The organism is Kitasatospora sp. NPDC032121 (assembly GCF_055580145.1).
In genome coordinates, this window is the sequence record NZ_JBVILX010000005.1 from 1 (window position 1) to 21,768 (window position 21,768).

Annotated in this window: 19 protein-coding genes; 11 read left to right on the forward strand and 8 right to left on the reverse strand. The window is 72.7% G+C overall.

Annotated features, from left to right (window positions below):
• Positions 1-199: 199 nt before the first annotated feature.
• Complete coding sequence (locus ACZ5OX_RS16150) at positions 200-688, forward strand: glutathione peroxidase (RefSeq protein ID WP_465630403.1); 489 nt, start codon at positions 200-202, stop codon at positions 686-688.
• A gap of 37 nt (positions 689-725) precedes the next feature.
• Here the strand turns inward: ACZ5OX_RS16150 and ACZ5OX_RS16155 are convergent, their stop codons facing one another.
• Positions 726-1,646: a LysR family transcriptional regulator gene (locus ACZ5OX_RS16155; RefSeq protein WP_465630404.1), complete on the reverse strand. Its 921-nt coding sequence runs from the start codon at positions 1,644-1,646 to the stop codon at positions 726-728.
• 95 nt (positions 1,647-1,741) lie between these two features.
• On the opposite strand from ACZ5OX_RS16155, the gene ACZ5OX_RS16160 reads away from it, so the two are divergent.
• From ACZ5OX_RS16160 to ACZ5OX_RS16185, 6 genes are all read left to right on the forward strand, one after another.
• Entirely contained in the window at positions 1,742-2,446 is a 705-nt protein-coding gene (locus ACZ5OX_RS16160; protein WP_465630405.1) for a succinate dehydrogenase cytochrome b subunit, read from the forward strand.
• Positions 2,447-2,457: 11 nt separating this feature from the next.
• Positions 2,458-4,401, forward strand: coding sequence for a fumarate reductase/succinate dehydrogenase flavoprotein subunit (locus ACZ5OX_RS16165; RefSeq protein ID WP_465630871.1), 1,944 nt, complete (start codon positions 2,458-2,460; stop codon positions 4,399-4,401).
• Complete coding sequence (locus ACZ5OX_RS16170; RefSeq protein ID WP_392871609.1) at positions 4,398-5,135, forward strand: succinate dehydrogenase/fumarate reductase iron-sulfur subunit; 738 nt, start codon at positions 4,398-4,400, stop codon at positions 5,133-5,135. Before ACZ5OX_RS16165 ends, ACZ5OX_RS16170 begins: the two co-directional genes overlap by 4 nt.
• Before the next feature lie 340 nt (positions 5,136-5,475).
• On the forward strand, positions 5,476-5,781 hold the full coding sequence (locus ACZ5OX_RS16175; RefSeq protein WP_449790107.1) for a hypothetical protein: 306 nt from the start codon (positions 5,476-5,478) through the stop codon (positions 5,779-5,781).
• Between the two features lie 283 nt (positions 5,782-6,064).
• Positions 6,065-6,589 carry a DUF6232 family protein gene (locus tag ACZ5OX_RS16180; protein ID WP_465630406.1) on the forward strand — a complete coding sequence of 175 codons (525 nt, stop codon included), beginning with the start codon at positions 6,065-6,067 and terminating at the stop codon, positions 6,587-6,589.
• Entirely contained in the window at positions 6,586-6,954 is a 369-nt protein-coding gene (locus ACZ5OX_RS16185) for a hypothetical protein (RefSeq protein WP_465630407.1), read from the forward strand. The genes ACZ5OX_RS16180 and ACZ5OX_RS16185 overlap by 4 nt, the downstream gene beginning before the upstream one ends.
• A 66-nt stretch (positions 6,955-7,020) precedes the next feature.
• Here the strand turns inward: ACZ5OX_RS16185 and ACZ5OX_RS16190 are convergent, their stop codons facing one another.
• Positions 7,021-7,965, reverse strand: coding sequence for a DUF2797 domain-containing protein (locus ACZ5OX_RS16190; RefSeq protein WP_465630408.1), 945 nt, complete (start codon positions 7,963-7,965; stop codon positions 7,021-7,023).
• Between the two features lie 266 nt (positions 7,966-8,231).
• On the opposite strand from ACZ5OX_RS16190, the gene ACZ5OX_RS16195 reads away from it, so the two are divergent.
• The 3 genes from ACZ5OX_RS16195 (at position 8,232) to ACZ5OX_RS16205 (ending at position 13,951) form a co-directional block, all read left to right on the forward strand.
• Positions 8,232-10,361: a restriction endonuclease gene (locus ACZ5OX_RS16195; RefSeq protein WP_465630409.1), complete on the forward strand. Its 2,130-nt coding sequence runs from the start codon at positions 8,232-8,234 to the stop codon at positions 10,359-10,361.
• 197 nt (positions 10,362-10,558) lie between these two features.
• The gene (locus ACZ5OX_RS16200) at positions 10,559-11,329 is read left to right on the forward strand and encodes an ABC transporter ATP-binding protein (protein ID WP_465630410.1); all 771 of its coding nucleotides are present in this window, start codon (positions 10,559-10,561) and stop codon (positions 11,327-11,329) included.
• Between the two features lie 57 nt (positions 11,330-11,386).
• Positions 11,387-13,951, forward strand: coding sequence for an ABC transporter permease (locus ACZ5OX_RS16205; RefSeq protein WP_465630411.1), 2,565 nt, complete (start codon positions 11,387-11,389; stop codon positions 13,949-13,951).
• Between the two features lie 101 nt (positions 13,952-14,052).
• Here the strand turns inward: ACZ5OX_RS16205 and ACZ5OX_RS16210 are convergent, their stop codons facing one another.
• The 6 genes from ACZ5OX_RS16210 to ACZ5OX_RS16235 form a co-directional block, all read right to left on the reverse strand.
• On the reverse strand, positions 14,053-14,664 hold the full coding sequence (locus ACZ5OX_RS16210) for a DUF4232 domain-containing protein (RefSeq protein ID WP_465630412.1): 612 nt from the start codon (positions 14,662-14,664) through the stop codon (positions 14,053-14,055).
• A gap of 242 nt (positions 14,665-14,906) precedes the next feature.
• Positions 14,907-15,752: an iron uptake transporter permease EfeU gene (gene efeU / locus ACZ5OX_RS16215; RefSeq protein ID WP_465630413.1), complete on the reverse strand. Its 846-nt coding sequence runs from the start codon at positions 15,750-15,752 to the stop codon at positions 14,907-14,909.
• Positions 15,753-15,800: 48 nt separating this feature from the next.
• Entirely contained in the window at positions 15,801-17,102 is a 1,302-nt protein-coding gene (gene efeB / locus ACZ5OX_RS16220; RefSeq protein WP_465630414.1) for an iron uptake transporter deferrochelatase/peroxidase subunit, read from the reverse strand.
• 116 nt (positions 17,103-17,218) lie between these two features.
• Positions 17,219-18,367 carry an iron uptake system protein EfeO gene (efeO, locus tag ACZ5OX_RS16225; protein WP_465630415.1) on the reverse strand — a complete coding sequence of 383 codons (1,149 nt, stop codon included), beginning with the start codon at positions 18,365-18,367 and terminating at the stop codon, positions 17,219-17,221.
• Between the two features lie 129 nt (positions 18,368-18,496).
• A complete protein-coding gene (locus ACZ5OX_RS16230) occupies positions 18,497-19,321 on the reverse strand; it encodes an ABC transporter ATP-binding protein (protein ID WP_465630416.1) in 825 nt (274 codons plus the stop codon).
• 158 nt (positions 19,322-19,479) lie between these two features.
• Positions 19,480-19,881, reverse strand: a complete 402-nt coding sequence (locus tag ACZ5OX_RS16235; RefSeq protein ID WP_465630417.1) for a GNAT family N-acetyltransferase — start codon at positions 19,879-19,881, stop codon at positions 19,480-19,482.
• Between the two features lie 159 nt (positions 19,882-20,040).
• On the opposite strand from ACZ5OX_RS16235, the gene ACZ5OX_RS16240 reads away from it, so the two are divergent.
• Positions 20,041-21,636, forward strand: coding sequence for a M4 family metallopeptidase (locus ACZ5OX_RS16240; RefSeq protein ID WP_465630418.1), 1,596 nt, complete (start codon positions 20,041-20,043; stop codon positions 21,634-21,636).
• Positions 21,637-21,768: the final 132 nt, after the last annotated feature.

Below are 21,768 nucleotides of genomic sequence, written 5' to 3' on the forward strand. Positions count from 1 at the left end.
CCCCCCCCCCCCCCCCCCCCACCCCCCCCCCCCCCCCCCCCCCCCCCCCCCCCCCCCCCCCCCCCCCCCCCCCCCCCCCCCCCCCCCCCCCCCCCACGCCCGGAACACCGGCACGCCGACCGCGGTTGATCAGGTCGCGGGCCGCTACCGTGGCCCCGGAAGAGGCCCGGCCCGACGACCCTCCGAAAGGACCACCCCCGTGAGCCTGTACGACATCCCGCTGCGCACCCTCGACGGCGCGGCCACCTCGCTGGCCGACCACAAGGGCAAGGCGCTGCTGATCGTCAACGTCGCCTCCCAGTGCGGCCTGACGCCGCAGTACACCGGTCTGGAGAACCTCCAGAAGCGCTACGCCGGGCGCGGGTTCACCGTGCTGGGCTTCCCGTGCAACCAGTTCGCCGGGCAGGAGCCGGGCAGCGCCGAGGAGATCCAGGCCTTCTGCTCCACCACCTACGGCGTGACCTTCCCGCTGTTCGAGAAGATCGACGTCAACGGGGAGGAGCGGCACCCGCTCTACGCCGAGCTGACCGCGGTCGCCGACGCCGACGGCCAGGCCGGGGACGTCTCCTGGAACTTCGAGAAGTTCCTGGTCTCCCCGGACGGCACCGTGGTGGCGCGGCTGCGCCCGCCCGTGGAGCCGGAGTCGGCGGAGCTGACCGCCGCGATCGAGGCCGTGCTGCCGGCCTGAGGCCGCCCCTGACGGAGGCCCGCACCCCGGGCCTCCGTCACAGCAACAGCCGTGTGCCCGGCGGCAGTTCGCCGTCCCTGGCGGCGTCCCGCAGATGCGCCAGGAAGGTCTCCCGCAGCGCCTCGGCCGCGCGGGTCAGCGGCACCTCGTGGCCGTGCGCCACGGCGATGGTGCGGCCCAGGCCCGGCCCGGCGAACGCCGTCACCGCGAGGCCCGAGCGGGCGGCCACCATTCCCGGGACGACGGCGGGCCCGATCCCGGCCCGGACGAAGCCCAGCACCGCGTCCATCTCGCCGCCCTCCACCGCGAACTCCGGCTCGAACCCCGCCGCCCGGCAGGCCGCCAGGGTCGCCTCGCGGACGTCGTAGCCCTCCCGGAACATCACCAGCGGCCGGCCCCTCAGCTCCGTCACCCGGACCTTCCCGCGGGCCCGCCGCTCGGCCGCTACCAGCACCAGCTCCTCGTGCAGCAGTTCGGTGACCGCCAGTGCGGGCTCCTGCTCCCCGCTCGGCCGGGTGATGATCAGCGCGAGGTCCAGCTCCCCCGCCGCCAGCCAGCCGACCAGGTCCCGCGAACCGCCCTCGCGCACCACCAGCGTCACCCCCGGGTGGCGGTCCCGGAAGAGCCTCAGCACGTCCGGCACCAGACTGGTGCACAGGCTCGGCGGCGCGCCCAGCCGGACCCGGCCCCGGCGCAGCTGCACCGTCTCCTGCACGGCCAGCCGCGCGCTCTCGGTGTCCGCGAGGATGCGCCTGGCCAGCGGCAGCAGGGCGTCCCCGGCGTCCGTCAGCGCGATGTTGCCCCGGGTGCGGTGGAACAGCTCAGCCCCCAACTCCCGCTCCAGGGAACGGATCTGTTGCGAGAGTGAAGGCTGGGCGACATGCGCCGCCTCGGCGGCCCGGGTGAAGTGCCGGGTCTCGGCGACGGCCAGGAAGTAGCGGAGTTGCTGGAGCTGCACAAGGCCAGGATAGACCGCGTCGATAGCCCCTGCCTATCGTCACGAGCCGCATCATGTCTTGGACGCACCGAAGTGCCGTCCCTACCGTTGCAGCCATGACAACCGCGACTCGGACGGCCCGGCATCCGTCCACCCTGGCGACCCTGTGGCGGTCGACCGTCGGCAAGAAGGCGATCATGGCCGTCACCGGCCTGGCGATGCTGCTGTACCTGGTCGCGCACATGCTGGGGAACCTCAAGGTGTTCTTCGGCCCGGACGACATCAACGGCTACGCGGCCTGGCTGCGCACCATCGGGCAGCCCTTCCTCGGCCACGAGTGGTTCCTGTGGCTGGCCCGGGCGGGCCTGCTCGCCGCCGTGGTGCTGCACGGCGTCTCCGCGTACCAGCTCAGCCGCCGCGACCTCGCGGCCCGCCCGAGCAAGTACGTGCACCAGCGCCGCCGGGCGAGCTACGCCACGAGGACCATGCGCTGGGGCGGGGTGATCCTGGCGCTGTTCATCGTCTGGCACGTCCTCGACCTCACCACGCTGACCGTGAACCCGGCCGCCGAGCACGGCCACCCGTACCAGAACATCGTGGCCTCCTTCGGCCGCTGGTACGTGGACGTGTTCTACGTCGTCGCGATGCTGGCCGTCGGCCTGCACATCCGGCACGGGTTCTGGAGCGCCGCGCAGACCCTCGGTGCCAACAACGCCCGCCGCGACCGGGCGCTCAAGCTGATCGCGAACGGCCTGGCGCTGGTGCTGACGGCCGGCTTCCTGTCCGTTCCCGTGGCCGTGATGACCGGAGTCGTGAAGTGAGCAGTGGTGACGTGAGCTACCTGGACTACACCCTCGGCGAGCCGGTCGCCGACACCAAGGCCCCCGCCGGGCCGATCGAACAGCGCTGGGACCAGCGGCGGTTCGACGCCAAGCTGGTCAACCCGGCCAACCGGCGCAAGCACACCGTGATCGTGGTCGGCACCGGCCTGGCCGGCGGCGCGGCCGGCGCCACCCTGGCCGAACAGGGCTACCACGTCGTCCAGTTCTGCTTCCAGGACTCCCCCAGGCGGGCCCACTCGATCGCCGCCCAGGGCGGCATCAACGCGGCCAAGAACTACCGCAACGACGGCGACTCGATCCGCCGGCTGTTCTACGACACCGTCAAGGGCGGCGACTTCCGCGCCCGCGAGTCCAACGTGCACCGGCTGGCCCAGGTGTCGGTGGAGATCATCGACCAGTGCGTGGCCCAGGGCGTGCCCTTCGCCCGCGAGTACGGCGGCCTGCTGGACACCCGCTCCTTCGGCGGCGTCCAGGTCTCCCGCACCTTCTACGCCCGCGGCCAGACCGGCCAGCAGCTGCTGCTCGGCGCCTACCAGGCGCTCTCCCGGCAGATCGCCGCCGGAAACGTGGAGCTGCACCCGCGCACCGAGATGCTCGACCTCCTGGTGGTCGACGGCCGGGCCCGCGGCATCGTCGCCCGCGACCTCGTCACCGGCGAGATCCGCTCCCACACCGCGGACGCCGTGGTGCTCGCCAGCGGCGGCTACGGCAACGTCTTCTACCTCTCCACCAACGCCAAGAACTCCAACGCCACCGCGATCTGGCGGGCGCACCGGCGCGGCGCGTACTTCGCCAACCCGTGCTTCACCCAGATCCACCCGACCTGCATCCCGCGCTCGGGCGACCACCAGTCCAAGCTGACCCTGATGAGCGAGTCGCTGCGCAACGACGGCCGGATCTGGGTGCCCAAGGCGAAGGGCGACAACCGGCCGCCCGGGCAGATCCCGGAGGAGGAGCGGGACTACTACCTGGAGCGGATCTACCCCTCCTTCGGCAACCTGGTGCCGCGCGACATCGCCTCCCGGGCCGCCAAGAACGTCTGCGACGAGGGCCGCGGCGTGGGCCCCGGCGGCCAGGGCGTCTACCTGGACTTCGCCGACGCGATCCGCCGGATGGGCCGGGAGGCCGTCGAGGCCAGGTACGGCAACCTCTTCGAGATGTACCAGCGGATCACCGCCGAGGACCCGTACCGGGTGCCGATGCGGATCTATCCGGCGATCCACTACACGATGGGCGGCCTCTGGGTCGACTACGACCTGCAGACCACCGTGCCGGGCCTGTTCGCCATCGGGGAGGCCAACTTCTCCGACCACGGGGCCAACCGGCTCGGGGCCAGCGCCCTGATGCAGGGCCTGGCCGACGGCTACTTCGTACTGCCGCCCACCATCAACGACTACCTGGCCCGCCACCCGCTGCCGGCCGTGCCCGCCGACCACCCGGTGCTCGCCGAGGTGGAGGCCGAGGTCGAGGACCGGCTCAACCTGATCCTCGCGGTGGACGGCGACCGCACCCCGGACTCCTTCCACCGCGAACTCGGCGAACTGCTCTGGGACGAGTGCGGGATGGCCCGCGACGAGGCCGGGCTGCGCCGGGCGCTGGAGCGGATCCCGCGGCTGCGCGAGGAGTTCTGGCGCCGGATCAAGGTGCCCGGCACCGGGCAGGAGCTCAACCAGTCGCTGGAGAAGGCCAACCGGCTGGTCGACTACTTCGAGCTGGCCGAGCTGATGTGCCTGGACGCGCTGCACCGCGCCGAGTCCTGCGGCGGCCACTTCCGCACCGAGAGCCAGACCCCCGACGGCGAGGCCGCCCGCCGTGACGAGGAGTTCTCCTACGCCGCCGCCTGGGAGTTCACCGGCACCGGCGAGCCACCCGTCCTCCACCGCGAGGACCTCGAGTTCGAGCACGTCCACCCCACCCAGCGGAGCTACGCATGAACCTCACCCTGCGCATCTGGCGCCAGGCGGGCCCGGACGCACCCGGCTCGATGACCACCTACCAGGTCAGCGGGATCAGCCCGGACATGTCCTTCCTGGAGATGCTGGACACCCTCAACGAGGAGCTGATCACCCGCGGCGACCAGCCCGTCGCCTTCGACCACGACTGCCGCGAGGGCATCTGCGGCGCCTGCGGCATGGTCATCAACGGCCAGGCGCACGGCCCCGAGCGCACCACCACCTGCCAGCTGCACATGCGGCACTTCCAGGACGGCGACACCATCGACGTCGAGCCCTGGCGGGCGGCGGCCTTCCCGGTGGTCAAGGACCTGGTGGTGGACCGCTCGGCCTTCGACCGGATCATCGGCTCCGGCGGGTACATCACCGCCCCCACCGGCAGCGCGCCCGAGGCGCACGCCACGCCCGTCCCCAAGGAGGTCGCCGACACGGCCTTCGAGCACGCCGAGTGCATCGGCTGCGGCGCCTGCGTGGCGGCCTGCCCGAACGGCTCGGCGATGCTCTTCACCTCCGCCAAGGTGGTGCACCTCAACGTGCTGCCGCAGGGCGCCCCGGAGCGGGCCGCCCGGGTGCGGAACATGGTCTCGGCCATGGACGCCGAGGGCTTCGGCGGCTGCACCAATACCGGTGAGTGCGCCACCGCCTGCCCCAAGGGCATCCCGCTGCCCAGCATCGCGGCGATGAACCGGGAGTTCCTGCGGGCCGCCCGCGGCTGACGGCTCCCCCCAGTACGGTCGGCCCCTCGCGTTCGGTGCTCGTCGCGGGGGGCCGGCGCCTGCCCCCGCGGCCCGTCCCGCCGGGCCCGTCGTTACCCGTACGGGTGGCGGGCCGTTCGGACCGTGCTTCCCGGCGGGGAATCGCGCTACGGTAGTCCTCCGCCAAGGAAGGACGGCATATGCCCGAGGTTCAGTCCTGTTCCGGTTGCGGCGGGTCCGGGGGGACCCAGAAGACCGAGGCAACGGTCGAACTGGACGAGGAAGGAAGCATGGTGCCCAGCGTCCACACCTTCTGGTCGCCCTGCGGTCGGTGCCACGGATCCGGGACGGTGATCGTCGGATGAGGTTCATCTTCGAGTGCGTCGAGTGCGGTGGGCACTACCTGCCGCCCGAGGAGATGGTGTACCCGGACGGGCCGGCCTCGCCGGTCTGGTGCGCCGACTGCCAGAGCGCCAAGCGCGCGGCCGGCGTCCGGGAGGACCCGCTGCTCGCGCGGGTCGCGCTGGCGGCCGCACGGGCCGCCCTGGCCGGGCGGGCCGCCGAACCGGCCGAGCAGCCGGCCCGCTTCGACGTCCGCCCGTCCCGGCCGCCGCTGTCCCGCCGCGCCCGGTCCGGCCCCGGCGTGGTGCGCGGCAAGCTGGGCTGACCGACGGCTTCCGGCAGGCCGGGAGCATTCGCCGACGGTCCGTCATGTACCGCTTGTGACAAATGACTTGTGCCGCCACCGGGCGTGCTGGTTAATGGTCGTCCGCACATGACGAGCCTTGGGGGAAGCGTCCATGCAGCCGACCGATCCACCCGATCCGAGCCAAGTCGGCCAGACCGGCTCCACCCCACTCGGCCCACTGCCGCCGTCGCCACCTCCGCCGCCGGCCGCGCCCACCGTACCGCCGCCGGTCTCCACCTCGAAGTCCGTCACCCGGGTGGCCGTGACCAGGCGCATCCTCTGGGTCGGCGCCGCGGCGTACCCGCTCGCGATGATCGCCCGGGTCACCACCACCGTCCTGGTGCCGGAGAAGGCGGGCGCGGTCATGCGGCTCCTGCGGGTGATCGGGATCATGACCGTGGCCACGCTGATCGTCAGCCTGCTCGCCTCCCTGGACAACAACAACCGCTCGTACGGCGGGTCCAGCGGCTTCGACGCGGGCCCGTTCGTGGTGGTGGCGGTGATCATCGTGGTGGTGTACTTCTTCACCGTCACCCTGCCCCGGCTGGTCCAGCCGCGCCTGTACGCGCTGTCCGTCGACACGGCGGGGACGCCGACCGCGCTGCTGGCCTGGGAGTCGCCCGGGCCCGCGCAGCAGCTGCAGGCCACCATCACGCAGGCGATCGAGAACCCGCAGATCGAGTTCCAGCAGTTCGTCAACACCGTCAACATCGACCGGCGGCACTACCAGTCCGGCGACCACGTCAACATCTACGGCGGCCACGGCATCACGGGAGTCAGCAAGTGAGCGACAACGGCAACGGCTCGCACGTCCACGGGGACCAGGTCAACATCCACGGCGGGACCAACGTCGTCGGCATCCAGCACAACAACGGGCCGGTCGGCGACCAGGCGCTGCCGCCGGCGGTCGCGGCGCTGTTCTCCCGGCTCGCCGACGCCGTCACCGAGCTGGCCCGCGACGGCCGGCTCCACGAGGCGGACCGGCAGAGCCTCGCCGAGGCCCTGCCGGTGCTGAACAGCCCCGCCGCCGAGGAGCCGGGCCACCGGCGCAACACCCTCCTGCTGCTGGCCGGCGTGGCCCAGCGCCTCGGCGAGGCCGCCGCGCCGGCCCTGGGCCTGGCGAACCAGCTCCTCGCCCTGATCAGCGGCTGACCGCCCGTCCGGCGCCCGGCGGCCCCGGGCGCCGGACGGGCCGCCCTCGCGGGGGTGGCGGAGGCCTCAGAAGAGCGCCTCCTGGGTGTCCGGCTCCGGTGGGCGCAGGCGCTCGTGGAGGGTCAGGCCGGCGGAGCCGCGGCCAGTGACGGGGCTGAGCGTCCAGCCGGTGAGCAGCCGGGTGTCCAGCAGCAGCGGGCCGGAGCCGTCCGCCTGGTCGAGGAAGAGGTGCCGGCCCACCGGCGGCCGCAGCCGGCCCGCGACGACGGCGCCGTCGGCCAGGGCGGCGATCTCCCGGTACGCCTCCGGGGCGCCGCCGGCCAGGCCGTAGCGCTCGACGTGGTCGACCACCGGGCGGTCGGCGAGCAGCTCCAGGGCGTGGCCGTCCAGCAGCCGGTGCGCCTGGGCGCGGGCCTCGGTGAGCACCGTGCGGCGGTGCGGGGCGTCGCCGTGCGACCACCAGTGCTCGGTCTTGAGCCGGGACTTGAACCGTTCGCGGGCCAGGCCCGAGGCGGCGACGGTGAGTTCGGCGCGCCGGATCGACGGCAGGGCGCCACGGGCGGTGAACGCGTAGGCCAGGGCGCCCTGTTCGAGCAGTCGGCTGTCGCCGCGCTGCTCGGCGGTCAGGCCGACCTTGAGCAGGCCCTCGCCGAACCAGGCGAGGTAGAGCAGGTAGGTGCGGCCGTCGTCGAGGATCTGGTCCCTGGCGAGGGCGAGGCCGCGGTCCACGCTCTGGCAGGCCGGGCACTGCGTGGCGCCGCCGTCCGGATCGATCAGTGCGTGGTGCGGGCAGGGCGTGCGCTCCGTCGCCCCCGCCAGCCAGGCCCCGACGCAGCGGCGCGGGCCGCCCAGCAGCCAGCCCACCTCCGCCCCGGGCGCCACGGCGCGCTCGTGCACCCGGCCGCCGCACGCGGCCCCGAGCACGGCACGGCCGTCCCGCCAGCTCAGGCCGGTGGAGACCCAGCCTGCGGGGCGGGCCCGGTGCTCCGGGTGCTGCGAGGGGATCGTCACGTTGCTCCTTGCCGTCGGTGACCGTCGAGACTACCCGGTGCCACCGACACGGCGGGACTCCACCGGGAGCGTCCGGTCCACGGCCCGCGCGCACTCCCGCCCGCCGGAAAGGCCCGCTGGTCAAGGGCGCTTGGCCCGGCGGGGCGTTCACGCTCTATTGTTGCGGGCGCGGTCGGCGGCGTGGCCGGGAGGCGGCGCCGCAGCGGCCGGACCGGGCGCGAGGCGAATGGGGTGGACGGACGGTGTCGGGGCGGCGGAGCAGCGGGGTGCTGGCGATCTGGGCGGAGGCGCAGCGACAGCAGCAGCGCCGGGACGAGGCCCGGTGGCGCGCCGAGGCGGCGGAGCAGCGCCGCCGGGAGCGGGAGCAGCGTGAGACGCAGCGGGCGGCGGCCCGCGACGAGCGCGAGGCGCAACGCGCCTACCAGCAGTCGCGGGAGGCGGAGGCGGCCCGGCGGACGGTCGAACTGGACGCTCGGGTCGAGGAGTTGAGGGGGCTGCTGGCCGCCGGCCTGGCCGCGCCGGCGTTCGGCCCGCAGGCCCTGCTGGCGCCGCGGGCGGTGCCGGCCTTCGACCCGGGGCCGCTGGGCGATCCTGTGCCGATGCCGGACCAGTCCTCGCCCCGCTACTTCGTGCCGCCGCCGGACCCGGTCCAGGCCCGCAACCGTGGTGTTCGGCAGCAGTACGAGCAGTACCTGGCCCAGGCCCGGATCAGGTTCGAGCAGGACTGGTACGCCGCGCAGGCCCGGGAGACCGACCGGCAGCACCGGCTGGCCGCGTACCACCGGGAGTACCTGGCCTGGGTCGAGCAGTCCCGCCGGCAGCAGGAGGAACTGGCCGCCCGGACCGAGGAGTTGCTGCGCCGGCTGCGGGCGGGTGAGCCGGAGGCGGTGCAGGAGTACTTCACGGCCGGCCTGTACGCCTCGGCGGCCTGGCCGGAGGGCTTCCCGCACCGGCTGGTGGCGGCGTTCGACGCCGGGGGCCGCCAGCTGGTGGTGGACTGGGAGCTGCCCGGGCCGGACGTGGTGCCGGCCGCCGGCCGGGTGCGGTACGTGAAGTCGGACGACCGCGAGGCCGAGGTGGCCCGCCCGGCGACGGAGCGCAAGGCGCTGTACCGGGAGGTGCTGGCGCAGTCGGCGCTGCGGGTGGCGGCGGAGCTGTTCCGGGCGGACCGGGACGGCCTGCTGGACTCGGTGGTGGTGAACGGTTTCGTCCTCGGCATCGACCCGGCCACCGGTCGGGAGGCGGAGCGCTTCCTCTCCACCCTGACCGCCACCCGGGCCGGCTTCGCGGGCCTGGCGCTGGACCGGGTGGCCCCGGTGGAGTGCTTCCAGGGCCTGGGCGGCCGACTGTCGGCGCGCCCGGAGCGGCTGGACGAGGTGCGGCCGGACCGCCGGCCGGAGTCGGTCGGCGGGAGCCTGGCGGGGCACGGCGGCGAGGACGAGCCGGACCTGTTCGAGATGGACCCGCTGGAGTTCGAGGACCTGATCGCCGAGCTGTTCCGGCTGCGCGGCTTCAAGGTGATGACCACGGCCCGCAGCGGCGACGTCGGGGTGGACGTGGTGGCCGAGGACCTGGACCCGGTGACCGGCGGCAAGATCGTGATCCAGGCCAAGCGCTACAAGAAGACCGTCCCGCCGACGGCGGTGCGCGACCTGGAGTCCACCGTCCGCCACCACGGCGCGAACAAGGGCATCCTGGTCACCACCGCGGGCTTCGGCCGCGGCTCGTACAGCTACATCGAGGGCAAGCCGCTGACCCTGGTGAGCGGCCCGGAGCTGGTGGTGCTGCTCGCCGAGCAGGGCCTGCGCGGCCGGCTCGGTGGCGGCGCCGCCACAGCCGACGCCACCGCCACCGCCGCGGGCGACAAGCCCGCGGAGGCCGGCGAGACCGCCCTCACGGTGAGCTGGCAGAGCCGGACGGCCGGCGGGGACGCGGTGGAGCTGGACGTCACCGCCTTCCTGTGCGCCGGGGGCCGGGTGCTGAGCGACGAGCACTTCGTGTTCTTCAACAGCCCGCAGGACCCGGACGGCGCCGTCCGCCTGCATCCGACCCACTCGGTGCCGGGCGAGCCGACCCGGGCGGCCCGGCTGGCGCTGGACCTGCACCGGCTGCCGGCGGCCGTCGAGGAGGTGGTGGTCGCCGTGTCCACCGAGGAGGAGGAGCATCCCGCGCTGCCGCTCGGCTACGTGCACGGGCTGGCCCTCGCCGCCGCGTACGGGCCGGGCGCGGGCGGTCCGGACGCCTGGGCGGGGCCGACCGGCGGGGTGCCGGACAGCGCGATGCTGCTCGGGGCGTTCCGCCGGGGCGCCGGCGGCTGGGAGTTCAGCCCGTCCGGGCGGGCGGTGACGAACGGCCTGGCCGGGCTGGCGGCGGCCTTCGGGGTGGCGGTCGAGTAGGCGGCCGCGCCGGAGCGGACCCTGAGGGCCCTTGGTCCTCAGGGTCCGGGTCATACCTGAGGAGGACAAGGGCCCCCGCCACCCCGCCGGGTCGGCGGGGGCCGACCACCGCGCGGCATGACACATCGCGTTCGAACAGCTTGGGATGATGTTACGGAGTTAAACATTCCGTTAACCCGTTCCAGGAGTGAGTCCCCGTGACGTTCCCCGCAACCGCCGTCCACACCGGCCGGGCGGCCGCCCGAGCCACCAGCCTGAACAAGGTCTACGGGGAGGGGGAGACCCGCGTCGTCGCCCTCGACAACGTCAGCGTCGTCTTCCCCCAGGGCGAGTTCACCGCGATCATGGGCCCCTCCGGCTCCGGCAAGTCCACCCTCATGCACTGCATGGCCGGCCTGGACACCGTCACCTCCGGCTCCTCCACCATCGGCGACACCGAACTCGTCGGCCTCAAGGACAAGCAGCTCACCCAGCTGCGCCGGGACCACATCGGCTTCATCTTCCAGGCCTTCAACCTGCTCCCCACGCTGACCGCCCTGGAGAACATCACCCTCCCGATGGACATCGCCGGCCGCAAGGTCGACAAGGCCTGGCTCGACCGCGTCGTCGACACCGTCGGCCTCTCCGGCCGCCTCAGCCACCGGCCCTCCCAGCTCTCCGGCGGCCAGCAGCAGCGCGTCGCCTGCGCCCGCGCCCTCGCCGGCAAGCCCGACATCATCTTCGCCGACGAGCCCACCGGCAACCTCGACTCCCGCTCCGGCGCCGAGATCCTCTCCTTCCTGCGCAGCTCCGTGCGCGAGCTCGGCCAGACCGTCGTCATGGTCACCCACGACCCGGTCGCCGCCTCCTACGCCGACCGCGTCGTCTTCCTGGCCGACGGCCGCATCGTCGACGAGCTCCACCACCCCACCGCCGACACCGTCCTGGACCGCATGCGCCGCTTCGACGCCAAGGGCCGCACCAGCTGACACACCGGCAGCCCGGCAAGCACCCGTCCCCGAGTACCCCAGGACTGACAACCCCTCATGTTCCGCACCGCACTGCGCAATGTGCTCGCCCACAAGGGCCGACTGCTGATGACGGTACTGGCCGTCATGCTCGGCACCGCCTTCGTGGCCGGCACGCTGGTCTTCTCCGACACCGTCGGCAACGCGCTCAGGACCCAGAACTCCAAGAGCTACACCGACATCGCCGTCACGGTCAGCGACAGCGAGGCCGCCGGCCGCGCCTACGGAGGCCATGACCAGGCCTCCACCGGCCCGACCCTCACCGAGGAGACCCGGACGAAGGTCGCCGCACTGCCCGGCGCCGCCGAGGTCCGCGGCGTGGTCAGCGGCTTCGCCGGCATCGCCGACAAGAAGGGCGCGCTGATCGGCAACGGCTTCTCCACCACCGGCACCAACTACGTGCCGGGCACCGACGGCAAGGACCCGCGCTACCCGCTGGTCGAGGGCCGCGGCCCGAAGGACGCCACCGAGATCGCGATGGACGCCAGGACGGCCGAGAAGGGCGGCTACAAGGTCGGCGACACCGTCCGGGTGGCGGTCAACGGCCCGGTGATGGAGCTCAAGCTCACCGGCACCGTGCACACCAACGACCCGCGCGTGATGGCCGGCGGCTCGCTGGCCGCCTTCGACACCGCCACCGCCCAGCGGCTCTACCTGACCCCGGGCCGCTTCGCCCAGCTGGACGTCAAGTCGAAGCCGGGAACCGACGACGCCGCGCTGCTCGCCGCCGTCAAGCAGGTCGTCCCGCAGGACGGCATGATCGAGACCAAGACCGGCCGCGAACTCGCCGCCGAGCAGGACCGGATGATCAAACAGGCCACCCGGTTCCTGAACACCTTCCTGCTGGGCTTCGCGGGCATCGCGCTGTTCGTCGGGATCTTCATCATCGCCAACACCTTCTCCATGCTGGTCGCCCAGCGCACCAAGGAGCTGGCCCTGCTGCGCGCCGTCGGCGCCACCCGCCGCCAGATCACCCGCTCGGTGCTGATCGAGGCGCTGCTGGTCGGCCTGACCGCCTCGGTGACCGGCCTGCTGGCCGGCATCGGGATCGCCGTCGGGCTCAAGGCGCTGCTCAACGGCCCGATGGACGCCAACCTGCCGGACGGCCCGCTGATCGTCGCGCCGAGCACGGTGATCACCGCGATCGTGACCGGCGTGCTGGTGACGGTCGTGGCCGCCTGGCTGCCCGCCCGCCGCGCCTCCCGGATCGCTCCGGTCGCGGCGATGAGCTCGGTCGAGCAGCCCGCCACCCAGAAGGGCCTGCGGGTCCGCAACACCATCGGTCTGCTGTTCTCCCTGGCCGGCGTCGCCTCGCTGGCGGCCGGTGTGGGCGGCAAGGAGGTCAAGCTGGTCGGCCTCGGCGCCGGCGCGCTGCTGATCGGTGTGTTCGTGCTGACCCCGCTGCTGTCCCGGCCGCTGATCGCGCTGCTCGCCCCGCTGCTGCGCGCCGTGTACGGCGCGCCGGGCAAGCTGGCCCAGGAGAACGCCGTCCGCAACCCGCGCCGCACCGCCGCCACCGCCGCCGCGCTGACCATCGGCGTCACCCTGATCACCTCGCTGACCGTGATCGGCGCCTCGGTGAACCAGGCCGTGGACAAGGCCACCGCGACCGACATCAAGTCCGACTACACGGTCGCGATGCAGAACTTCTCGACGCTCTCCCCCGAGGTCGCCGCCCAGATCGCCAAGGCCCCCGGCGTCAGCGCGATGAGCGCCCAGCGCACCGTCCCGCTCACCATCGGGCAGGGGCAGGAGGACAGTGAGTGGGTGACCGCGGTGGACGCCGCGACCATCGACCAGCTGGCCACCGTCAAGGTCAAGGAGGGCTCCGCGGACGCCCTCAAGCAGGGCAAGCTGCTGGTGAGTTCGGGCCGTGCCGAGCACGCCGGCTACAAGGTCGGCGACACCCTCGCCGTCACCTACCCGGACGGCGCCAAGGGCTCGCTGACCGTCGGCGGCATCCTGGAGGCCAACTCCGCGATGGCCGGCATCGTCGCCCCGGAGGCCGTGGTCGGCCCGCACGCGCTGCCCGGCTCCGGCCTGGACAAGGTCCTGGTCAAGGGCGTCGACGGCCCGACCGAGACGCTGAAGCAGGCACTGCGCGACGCGACCGGCGGAAACCCCCTGATCGCGGTCAAGGGCCAGAAGGAGATCAAGGCGGAGAGCCGCCAGATGGTCACCGACATCCTGAACATCATGTACGGGCTGCTCGGCATGTCCGTGGTCATCGCGGTGCTCGGCGTGGTCAACACCATGGCGATGTCGGTGTTCGAGCGCCGCCGGGAGATCGGCATGCTGCGGGCGGTCGGCCTGAACCGGCTCGGCATCCGCCGGATGGTCCGGCTGGAGTCGGTGCTGATCGCGCTGTTCGGCGGGCTGGTGGGTGTCGGCCTCGGCATCCTGGTGGCCTGGGCGGGCGTGCGGACGCTGGCGGACAACATCAAGGGCATCACCACCGTGGTGCCGCCGGTGCAGACCGTCGGCTTCCTGCTCGCGGCCGCCGTGATCGGCCTGCTGGCCGCGCTCTGGCCGGCCCACCGGGCGGCGAAGCTGGACATCCTGGACTCGATCAAGAGCCAGTAGCGGTCCGCCGGTAGCGGTCCGGGAGTACGAAGCCGGGAGCCCCCGGGGCGGTTCCGATCGAACCGCCCCGGGGGCTCCGTCGTGTCGTCAGCCGCGGAACGTCAGTTGAACAGGACCTTCTCGTTGTTCGGCTGCAAGGTGCCGGTGGTCAGCCCGGCGGCCGAGACCAGCAGCTGGCCGGCCGGCTTGCCGTCGGTGCCGAGCACCTCGGCGGTGACCGGCGTGGTCTCGTCCGGCGCGGTGACCTGGAGCCCGGTGAGCACGTGGCAGCTCGCGTCCGACTTGTCGCAGGCGCTCCACTTGAGGCCCGCGTAGCCGGACTTGTTGGGCTTCAGGGTGACCAGCACCGCCGGCCCGGGGTGAGCTTCGCGGTTGGCCGCCAGCGCGTCCGGGCTGTTGTCGGCCTTCAGCCCGCCGAAGCCCGGGTAACCGTACAGGGTGCAGTTGTGGTCGCTCTTGTTCTTGATCGTCAGCATGGCCGAGCCCGCGCCCTTGAGCTGCACGGTGGCGGTGATCTCGTCGCTCTTGCACCGCGAGCCGGCCGCCTGACCGGCCATCGGGTCGCCGGGGACGGTGGCCCCGGCGGCGCTCGCCTTCGGGTCTCCCGGCTTGTCGTCGGTGTACTTCACGTCGTCGCACGCGGTCAGCACGACGGTCGCCGCGAGGGCGGCGACACCGACGGCGACTAACCTGGCAGGCCTGCGAACGGTCATGGTCCCCCCAAGGGTGAGTAATGGCATGGTGCTGTCACCCTAAGTACGAAGGCCGTGGCAGAACGGTTCCACTGGGACTGCAGCTTGTCAGAGCTGACCGTTTTCTTCCGCTTCCTGACTGATTTCGGCCGCTCATGGCGAGAACCGGCCGCGGTCATGCGAAACCGCCCCGCCCGGCGGGTGCCGGGCGGGGCGGTACGGGTGTCGACCCGGGGGTCGAACGGCTGGATCAGGCGGCCGGATCAGGCGGCCGGCTTGGCGGTCACCCGCTGGGCGGGCTTGGCCTTGTCGCCGCCGAAGATGTTGAAGAACACGGCCAGCGTCGGCAGCAGGTAGAGCAGCCAGACCACCAGCTGGAGCACCGTCGGGTCCGGCTGGAAGTTGAAGACGCCCTTCAGCAGGGTGCCGTACCAGCTGTCCTTGGGGATGGTGCTGGAGATGTCGAAGGCCACGCTCTGCAGACCGGGCAGCCAGCCGGCCTCCTGCAGGTCGTGCACGCCGTAGGCGAGGACGCCGGCCGCGACCACGACCAGCATCGCGCCGGTCCAGGTGAAGAACTTGGCCAGGTTGATCTTCAGCGCGCCGCGGTAGAACAGCCAGCCGAGCACCATCGAGGTGAGCAGGCCGAGCGCGGCGCCGAGCAGCGGGTTCCAGCCGTCACCGGTGGCCTGGACGGCCGTCCAGATGAACAGCGACGTCTCCAGGCCCTCGCGGCCGACGGCCAGGAAGGAGGTGACCACCAGGGCGGTGGTGCCCATCGCGATCGCCGCGTCCAGCTTGCCGTGCAGCTCGGTCTTCAGGTGCCGGGCGGTGCGCCGCATCCAGAACACCATCCAGGTCACCAGGCCGACCGAGATGACCGACAGCGTGCCGCCGAGCGCCTCCTGGGCCTCGAAGGTGAGCTGCGAGGAGCCGAACTGCAGCACGGCGCCGAAGGCCATGGAGAGCGCCACGGCCGAGCCGACGCCGATCCACACCGGCGCCAGCTTGTCCTTGCGGCCGGTCTTGACCAGGTAGGCGATCAGGATGCAGACGACCAGGCTGGCTTCGAGGCCTTCGCGCAGGCCGATCAGGTAGTTGCCGAACACGCGGGCTCCTGGGGGGTGTAGAGGTGGGACCGGGGGAAGCGGGAGGTGTCAGCCGAACAGGGCCTGACCCCACCACTCCCCCGGCTTGCGCACGCCCGCCGGGCAGGCGAAGTGGGCGGAGCCGACGTGCTGGATGTACTCGTTGAGCTTGTCGCTCGCCGCGAGCTTCTGCTGGAGCGGGACGAAGGCCTTGCGGGTGTCGCGCTGGTAGGCGAGGAAGAACAGCCCCGCGTCCAGGCGGCCGAGGCCGTCGGTGCCGTCCGTGAAGGAGAAACCGCGGCGCAGGATCATCAGACCGCTGTTGGCGTCCGGGTGGGCGAGGGCGACGTGCGAGGTCGCGGGCATCGCCGCCAGGTCCGGGGCGTCGTGCTCCTTGCCCTTGCCGTACGGGGCGCCCTCGCCCTTGGTGCGGCCGAAGGTGTCCTCCTGGTCCTGGAGCGAGGCGCGGTCCCAGGTCTCGATGTGCATCCGGATCCGCCGGGCGACCAGGTAGGAGCCGCCGGTCATCCACTCCGGGCCGTCGCCGGGCGCGGCCCAGACGTGGTCGGCGAGCTTCGCGGTGTCGGTGCCCGCGATGTTGTGGGTGCCGTCCTTGAAGCCCATCAGGTTGCGCGGGGTCTGCTCGTCCGGGGTGGTCGAGGAGGTCTTGCCGAAACCGAGCTGCGACCAGCGGATGTTGACGGTGCCCATGCCGATCCGGGCCAGGTTGCGGATCGCGTGGACGGCGACCTGCGGGTCGTCGGCGCAGGCCTGGACGCAGAGGTCGCCGCCGCTGCGGGTCGGGTCGAGCTTGTCGCCCTTGAAGTTGGGCAGGTCGATCAGGGCCTCGGGGCGCTTGGCCCGGAGGCCGAAGCGGTCCACGCCGTCCTTCTCGAACAGGCTCGGGCCGAAGCCGATGGTCAGGGTGAGCCGGGAGGCCGGCAGGCCGAGGGCCTCGCCGGTGTCGTCCGGCGGCGCCTCCGGCGAACCGGGCACCGCGCCGGCGCCGACCTCGCGGCCGCCGGTCATCGCGGCGGCCGCCTTGGTCCACTCCTTGAGCAGCTTGACCAGGGACTCCCTGGTGGCCTTCTCGGAGACGTCGAAGGCGGCGAAGTGCAGCCGGTCCTGGACCGGGGTGGAGATGCCCGCCTGGTGCTCGCCGTAGAACGGCACCTCGGCGCCGACCTGGGCGGCGACCGGGACGGCGTCGTCCTGGCGGGTCGCCGCGGCGACCGAGCCGACGGCGGCTGCGCCGAGCGCGACGCCCGCGCCGGCCCAGCCGATGACGGCGCGGCGGCTGACCGCGCCCTTGGTCGCGGTGGCGTCGGCGGCGGCCGGCGTCCCGTTCTGCTGCTCGTTCTCCGCGTCCATCGGCGGGCGGGCCCTTCTTCTGTGCTGGGGACTTCTGTGCTGGCCCGCCGAGGCCGTGGGCCCGGATCGCGGGCCGCCACGGCGTCGGCGGGGTGGTACGGGGTGTGGCTGGCCGGTTACTTGACGACCACGGCGGCGGCCAGCTTCGACAGCGGCTCGCCCAGCGAGTTGACCGCGTCGGAGAAGGTCTTGCGCTCGGCCTCGGTGACCTTGTCGTAGGAGGTGAAGGTGCCGTCGGCCTGCTTGGACTTGGCGAGCAGGGCGTTGATCTCGGTGAACTCGGAGTCCAGCGTCTTGGCCAGCTCCGGGTCCTTCTCGGCGGCGACCGGCTTCAGCAGCTCGTAGGCCTTCTGCGCGCCCTCGACGTTGGCCTGGAAGTCGGCCAGGTCGGTGTGGCTGTAGCGCTCCTCCTCGCCGGTGATCTTGTTGGTCGCCACCTCGTCCAGCAGCTCCTTGGCGCCGTTGGCCATGCTGGTCGCGGTGATCTCGGCCTCGGGGATCTTCTTCTGCCAGTCCTTGAGGTCGGCGACCAGCTGGTCGGCGAGCTTCTTCTCGTCGTCGCCGATCTTCGCGTCGGCCCAGAGGGACTTCTCCAGCTTGTGCCAGCCGGTCCAGGCCTGGCCCGGCTCCAGCTTGTCCTCGCGGGTGTCGGTCTTCGGGTCGACGTCGCCGAAGCTCTCGGCGACCGGCTCGGTGCGCTCCCAGCCGGTGCGCGAGGGCGCGTACAGCGACTTGGCCTTCTCCAGGTCGTCCGCCTTGATCGCGGCGGCGAAGGCCTCGACGGCCGGGATGGTGGCGTCGGCCTGCTCCTGGGCGTACTTCCGGTAGGCGTCGACGGCGGCGGCCAGGCGCGGGTCCGCCGACGCGGCACTGCCGCCCTCACCGGTGACGGTGATCTTCTGGCGGATGCCGTCGCCGACCATGCCGGGCTTGCAGGCGATCTCGTACGAGCCGGCCTTGATCTCGGCGTTGATGCTGGCCTTGGTGCCGGGGCCGATGTTCTCGCGCTCGGTGACGATCTTGTCGCCGGCGCCGTAGACGTAGACCTCGGTGGTCTTCGAGCCCTTGTTGCTGATGTCCAGCACGACGTGGCCGGCCGGGAAGCTGGTCTTGGAGACCTCACAGGCGGTGTCGGTCGCGTTCACCTTGACCGCGTCGGAGGAGGCCGCCTTGTCGTCCTTCTTGGACGCGCAACCGGCCAGGGTGGCGGTTGCCACGGCGAGGGTGAGCAGCGCGGCTGCGGTGGAACGGCGACGGGCGGACATGCGGGCTCCAACGGAAAGAGGCATGGGTGTGCCAAGGCGGTACGGCCGGCCGGGGACCAGCAGACCATCATTAGCTAAGGCATACCTTACGTAAAGACCGTTTACGGTCTACACCCACCCCCCGAACCGTTACCTTTCCGGAGCCCGGCGGGCCGCGGCCCGGGCCGTCCAGCGCCCCTCGTGGCGGCTGATCCGGATCGGGTGGCCGAAGGTCTCGCTGATCAGCTCCGTGGTCATCACCCCGTCCACCGGTCCGGCCGCGACGCACTCGCCGCCGCGCAGCAGCAGGGCGTGGGTGGTGCTCTCGGGCAGCTCCTCCAGGTGGTGGGTGACCAGCACGCTGGCCAGTTCCGGGTGCTGGTGGCGCAGCAGGTCCAGGCTGTCCAGCAGCAGCTCGCGGGCGGTTAGGTCGAGTCCGGTGGCGGGTTCGTCGAGCAGCAGCAGCCGGGGGCTGGGCATCAGCGCGCGGGCGATCAGGGCCCGGCCGCGCTCGCCCTGGGACAGCGTGGTCCACGCCGCGTCGGCCATCGCCCGCATGCCGAGGGTGTCGATCAGCAGTTCGGCCCGTTCCAGCGCCTCCGGGGCGGGCTTGCGGTGGAACTCCGGCTCGATGGTGTTGGTGTGACCGGTGAGCACCACCTCGCGCACGGTCAGCGGCGAGCGCAGCGGGTGGCGCGGGTTGACGTGCCCGAGGTGGGCGCGCAGCTCGCGGATGTCCACCCGGCCGAGCCGGCGGCCGAGCACGTCCACCTCGCCGCGGGTGGGGTGGGAGACCGCGCCGAGCAGCGCGAGCAGGGTGGACTTGCCCGCCCCGTTGGGGCCGAGCAGCGCCCAGTGCTCGCCCGGGTGGATCTCCAGGGTGATCCCGCGCAGCAGGTGCCGGCCGTCGCGCACGACGTCCACGTCCCGGGTGCGCAGCAGCGGCCCGTCGAAGTCGGGGGCGGATGAGTTCACGGGACTCCGATCGCGGCGCCGGGCAGGGGTGCGGGCGGGGCGGCGTGCCGGGCCGGCGCCGTCCGTCCGCGTGCAGAGTACAACCGCCGGCCGGGGCCGGCCCCGGCCGTCCGAGGGGTGGACGCGCCATGACCCGGCCGCCCGGCGGGAGTTGGGCGTCAGAGCGCCAACAGCCCCGCGTCGGTGGGGCGCAGGCCGCAGGCGTCGAGGTAGAGGGGGCGCAGGTGCGGCTCGAAGTCGACGTGCAGCCAGCCGCAGCCGGCCGCGCGGGCGCCGTCGGCCGCCTCCGCGACCAGTCGGGTGGCGACGCCCCGCCGCCGGACGCCCGGGGCGACCACGGTGTCGAGCAGGAAGGCGTGGGTGCCGCCGTCCCAGGCGAGGTTGACGAAGCCGATCAGGGCGCCGTCGGCGGTACGGCGGGCGGTGACCCAGCCGAGGCTGTGCCGCTCCAGCCGGGCGAGCCAGTCGCCGGGTCGCACCGGGTGGCCGAAGCCCTCGGCGTGCAGGGCGTCGAGTTCGGGGTCGGCGAGCGGGCCGCGCCACAGGTAGTCGATCGTCACGACGGCACTGTAGAGCGCTTGTTAACTTCTGATCATTTTTTATCGACCAAGGACACGACTTGGCAAAGTTATGACCTTCCCTCTAGCTGAATCTGACTGAACCCCGTCAATCTCTGACGCAGCTCCTTTCCCTGCACAGCTACCCCCACTGGAGTCAGAGTGACCCCCACGCCCTCCTCCCGCCGTGCCCGCGTGGCCGCTGCCGTCGCGGTCGTCGCCGCCCTCGCCGGCGCCACCGTCCCCGCCGCCGCGGCGTCCGCCGCCCCCGGCATGCGCGAGGCCGCGATATCCCAGGCCCGCGCCAACGTCGCCCACAACGCGGGGGTGTTCGGCTTCGGCTCCGGCCAGGACCTCGTGCTCAAGGACGTCGTGCTGGACGCCGACGGCGCCTCGCACGTGCGCTTCGACCGCACCTTCCAGGGCCTGCCGGTGGTCGGCGGCGACCTCGTCGTCCACCAGGACGCCAAGGGCCGGCTCAAGGACTCCTCCCGGGCGGCCGCCCACGACGCCGCCGTGAAGTCGACCGTGCCGAAGGTGAACGCCCAGTCCGGCGCGGCCGGCGCGCTGGCCGCCGCCCCGGGCGTCAAGGACGCCGTCAGCACCCCCGAGCTGGTCGTCTGGGCCGCCGACGGCACGCCCCGACTGGCCTGGCGCACCACCGTCGAGGGCACCGGCGAGCACGGCCAGCCGGCCGGCAAGGTGGTCGTCACCGACGCCACCACCGGCGAGCAGATCGAGTCCTACGACGCCGAGCACCAGGCGGCCGGCACCGGGAACTCCGAGTACACCGGCACGGTCACCATCGACACCACCGCCAAGTCCGGCGGCGGCTACACCCTGACCGACCCGGTCCGCGGCCACGTCACCAAGGACGCCAACAACCTCTCCGCGAGCTCGCTCAAGGCCTCCTCCGGCACCGCGTTCAACAGCACCACCAACGTCTGGGGCGACGGGAAGAAGTTCTCCTCCGACCGCTCCACCGCCGCCGTCGACGCCCACGCCAACACCGCCTGGACGTACGACTACTACAAGAACGTCCACGGCCGCAACGGCATCAAGAACGACGGCAAGGGCGCCACCGTCTTCGTCCACGTCGGCACCAAGTGGGACAACGCCCAGTGGTCCGACGCCTGCTTCTGCATGATGACCGGCGACGGCGACGGCAGCACCGACCCGGAGCAGGTGGACCTCGACACCATGGGCCACGAGATGACCCACGGCGTCACCAGCGCCACCGCCAACCTGCGCTACAGCGGCGAGTCCGGCGGCCTCAACGAGTCCACCAGCGACATCTTCGGCACCATGGTCGAGTTCTACGCCAACAACGCGGTCGACACCGGCGACTACCTGTTCAGCGACCAGTCCACCCCGCCGTGGCTGCGCCGCTTCGACAAGCCCTCGCTGGACGGCGGCTCCGCCGACTGCTGGAGCAGCAGCGTCGGCAAGCTCGACGTGCACTACTCCTCGGGCGTCGGCAACCACTGGTTCTACCTGGCCGCCGAGGGCAGCGGCAGCAAGACCCTCAACGGCGTCACCTACAACAGCGCGACCTGCAACGGCTCCACCGTGACCGGCATCGGCCGCGACAAGGTCGCCAAGATCTGGTACCGCGCGCTGACCGTCTACATGACCTCCACCACCAACTACAAGGGCGCCCGCGCCGCCTCCCTGAACGCGGCCCGCGACCTGTACGGCGCCGGCAGCACCGAGTACAACGCGGTCGCGGCGGCCTGGAGCGGGGTCAACGTCAGCTGACGCCCCTCGGCCCGTCGAACAGGTCGTCACCGACGATGACGTGAGGCGGGGGTGTCGGGGGGGGACAGGGGGGGGGGGGGGGGGGGGGGGGGGGGGGGTGGGGGGGGGGGGGGGGGGGGGGGGGGGGGTCGT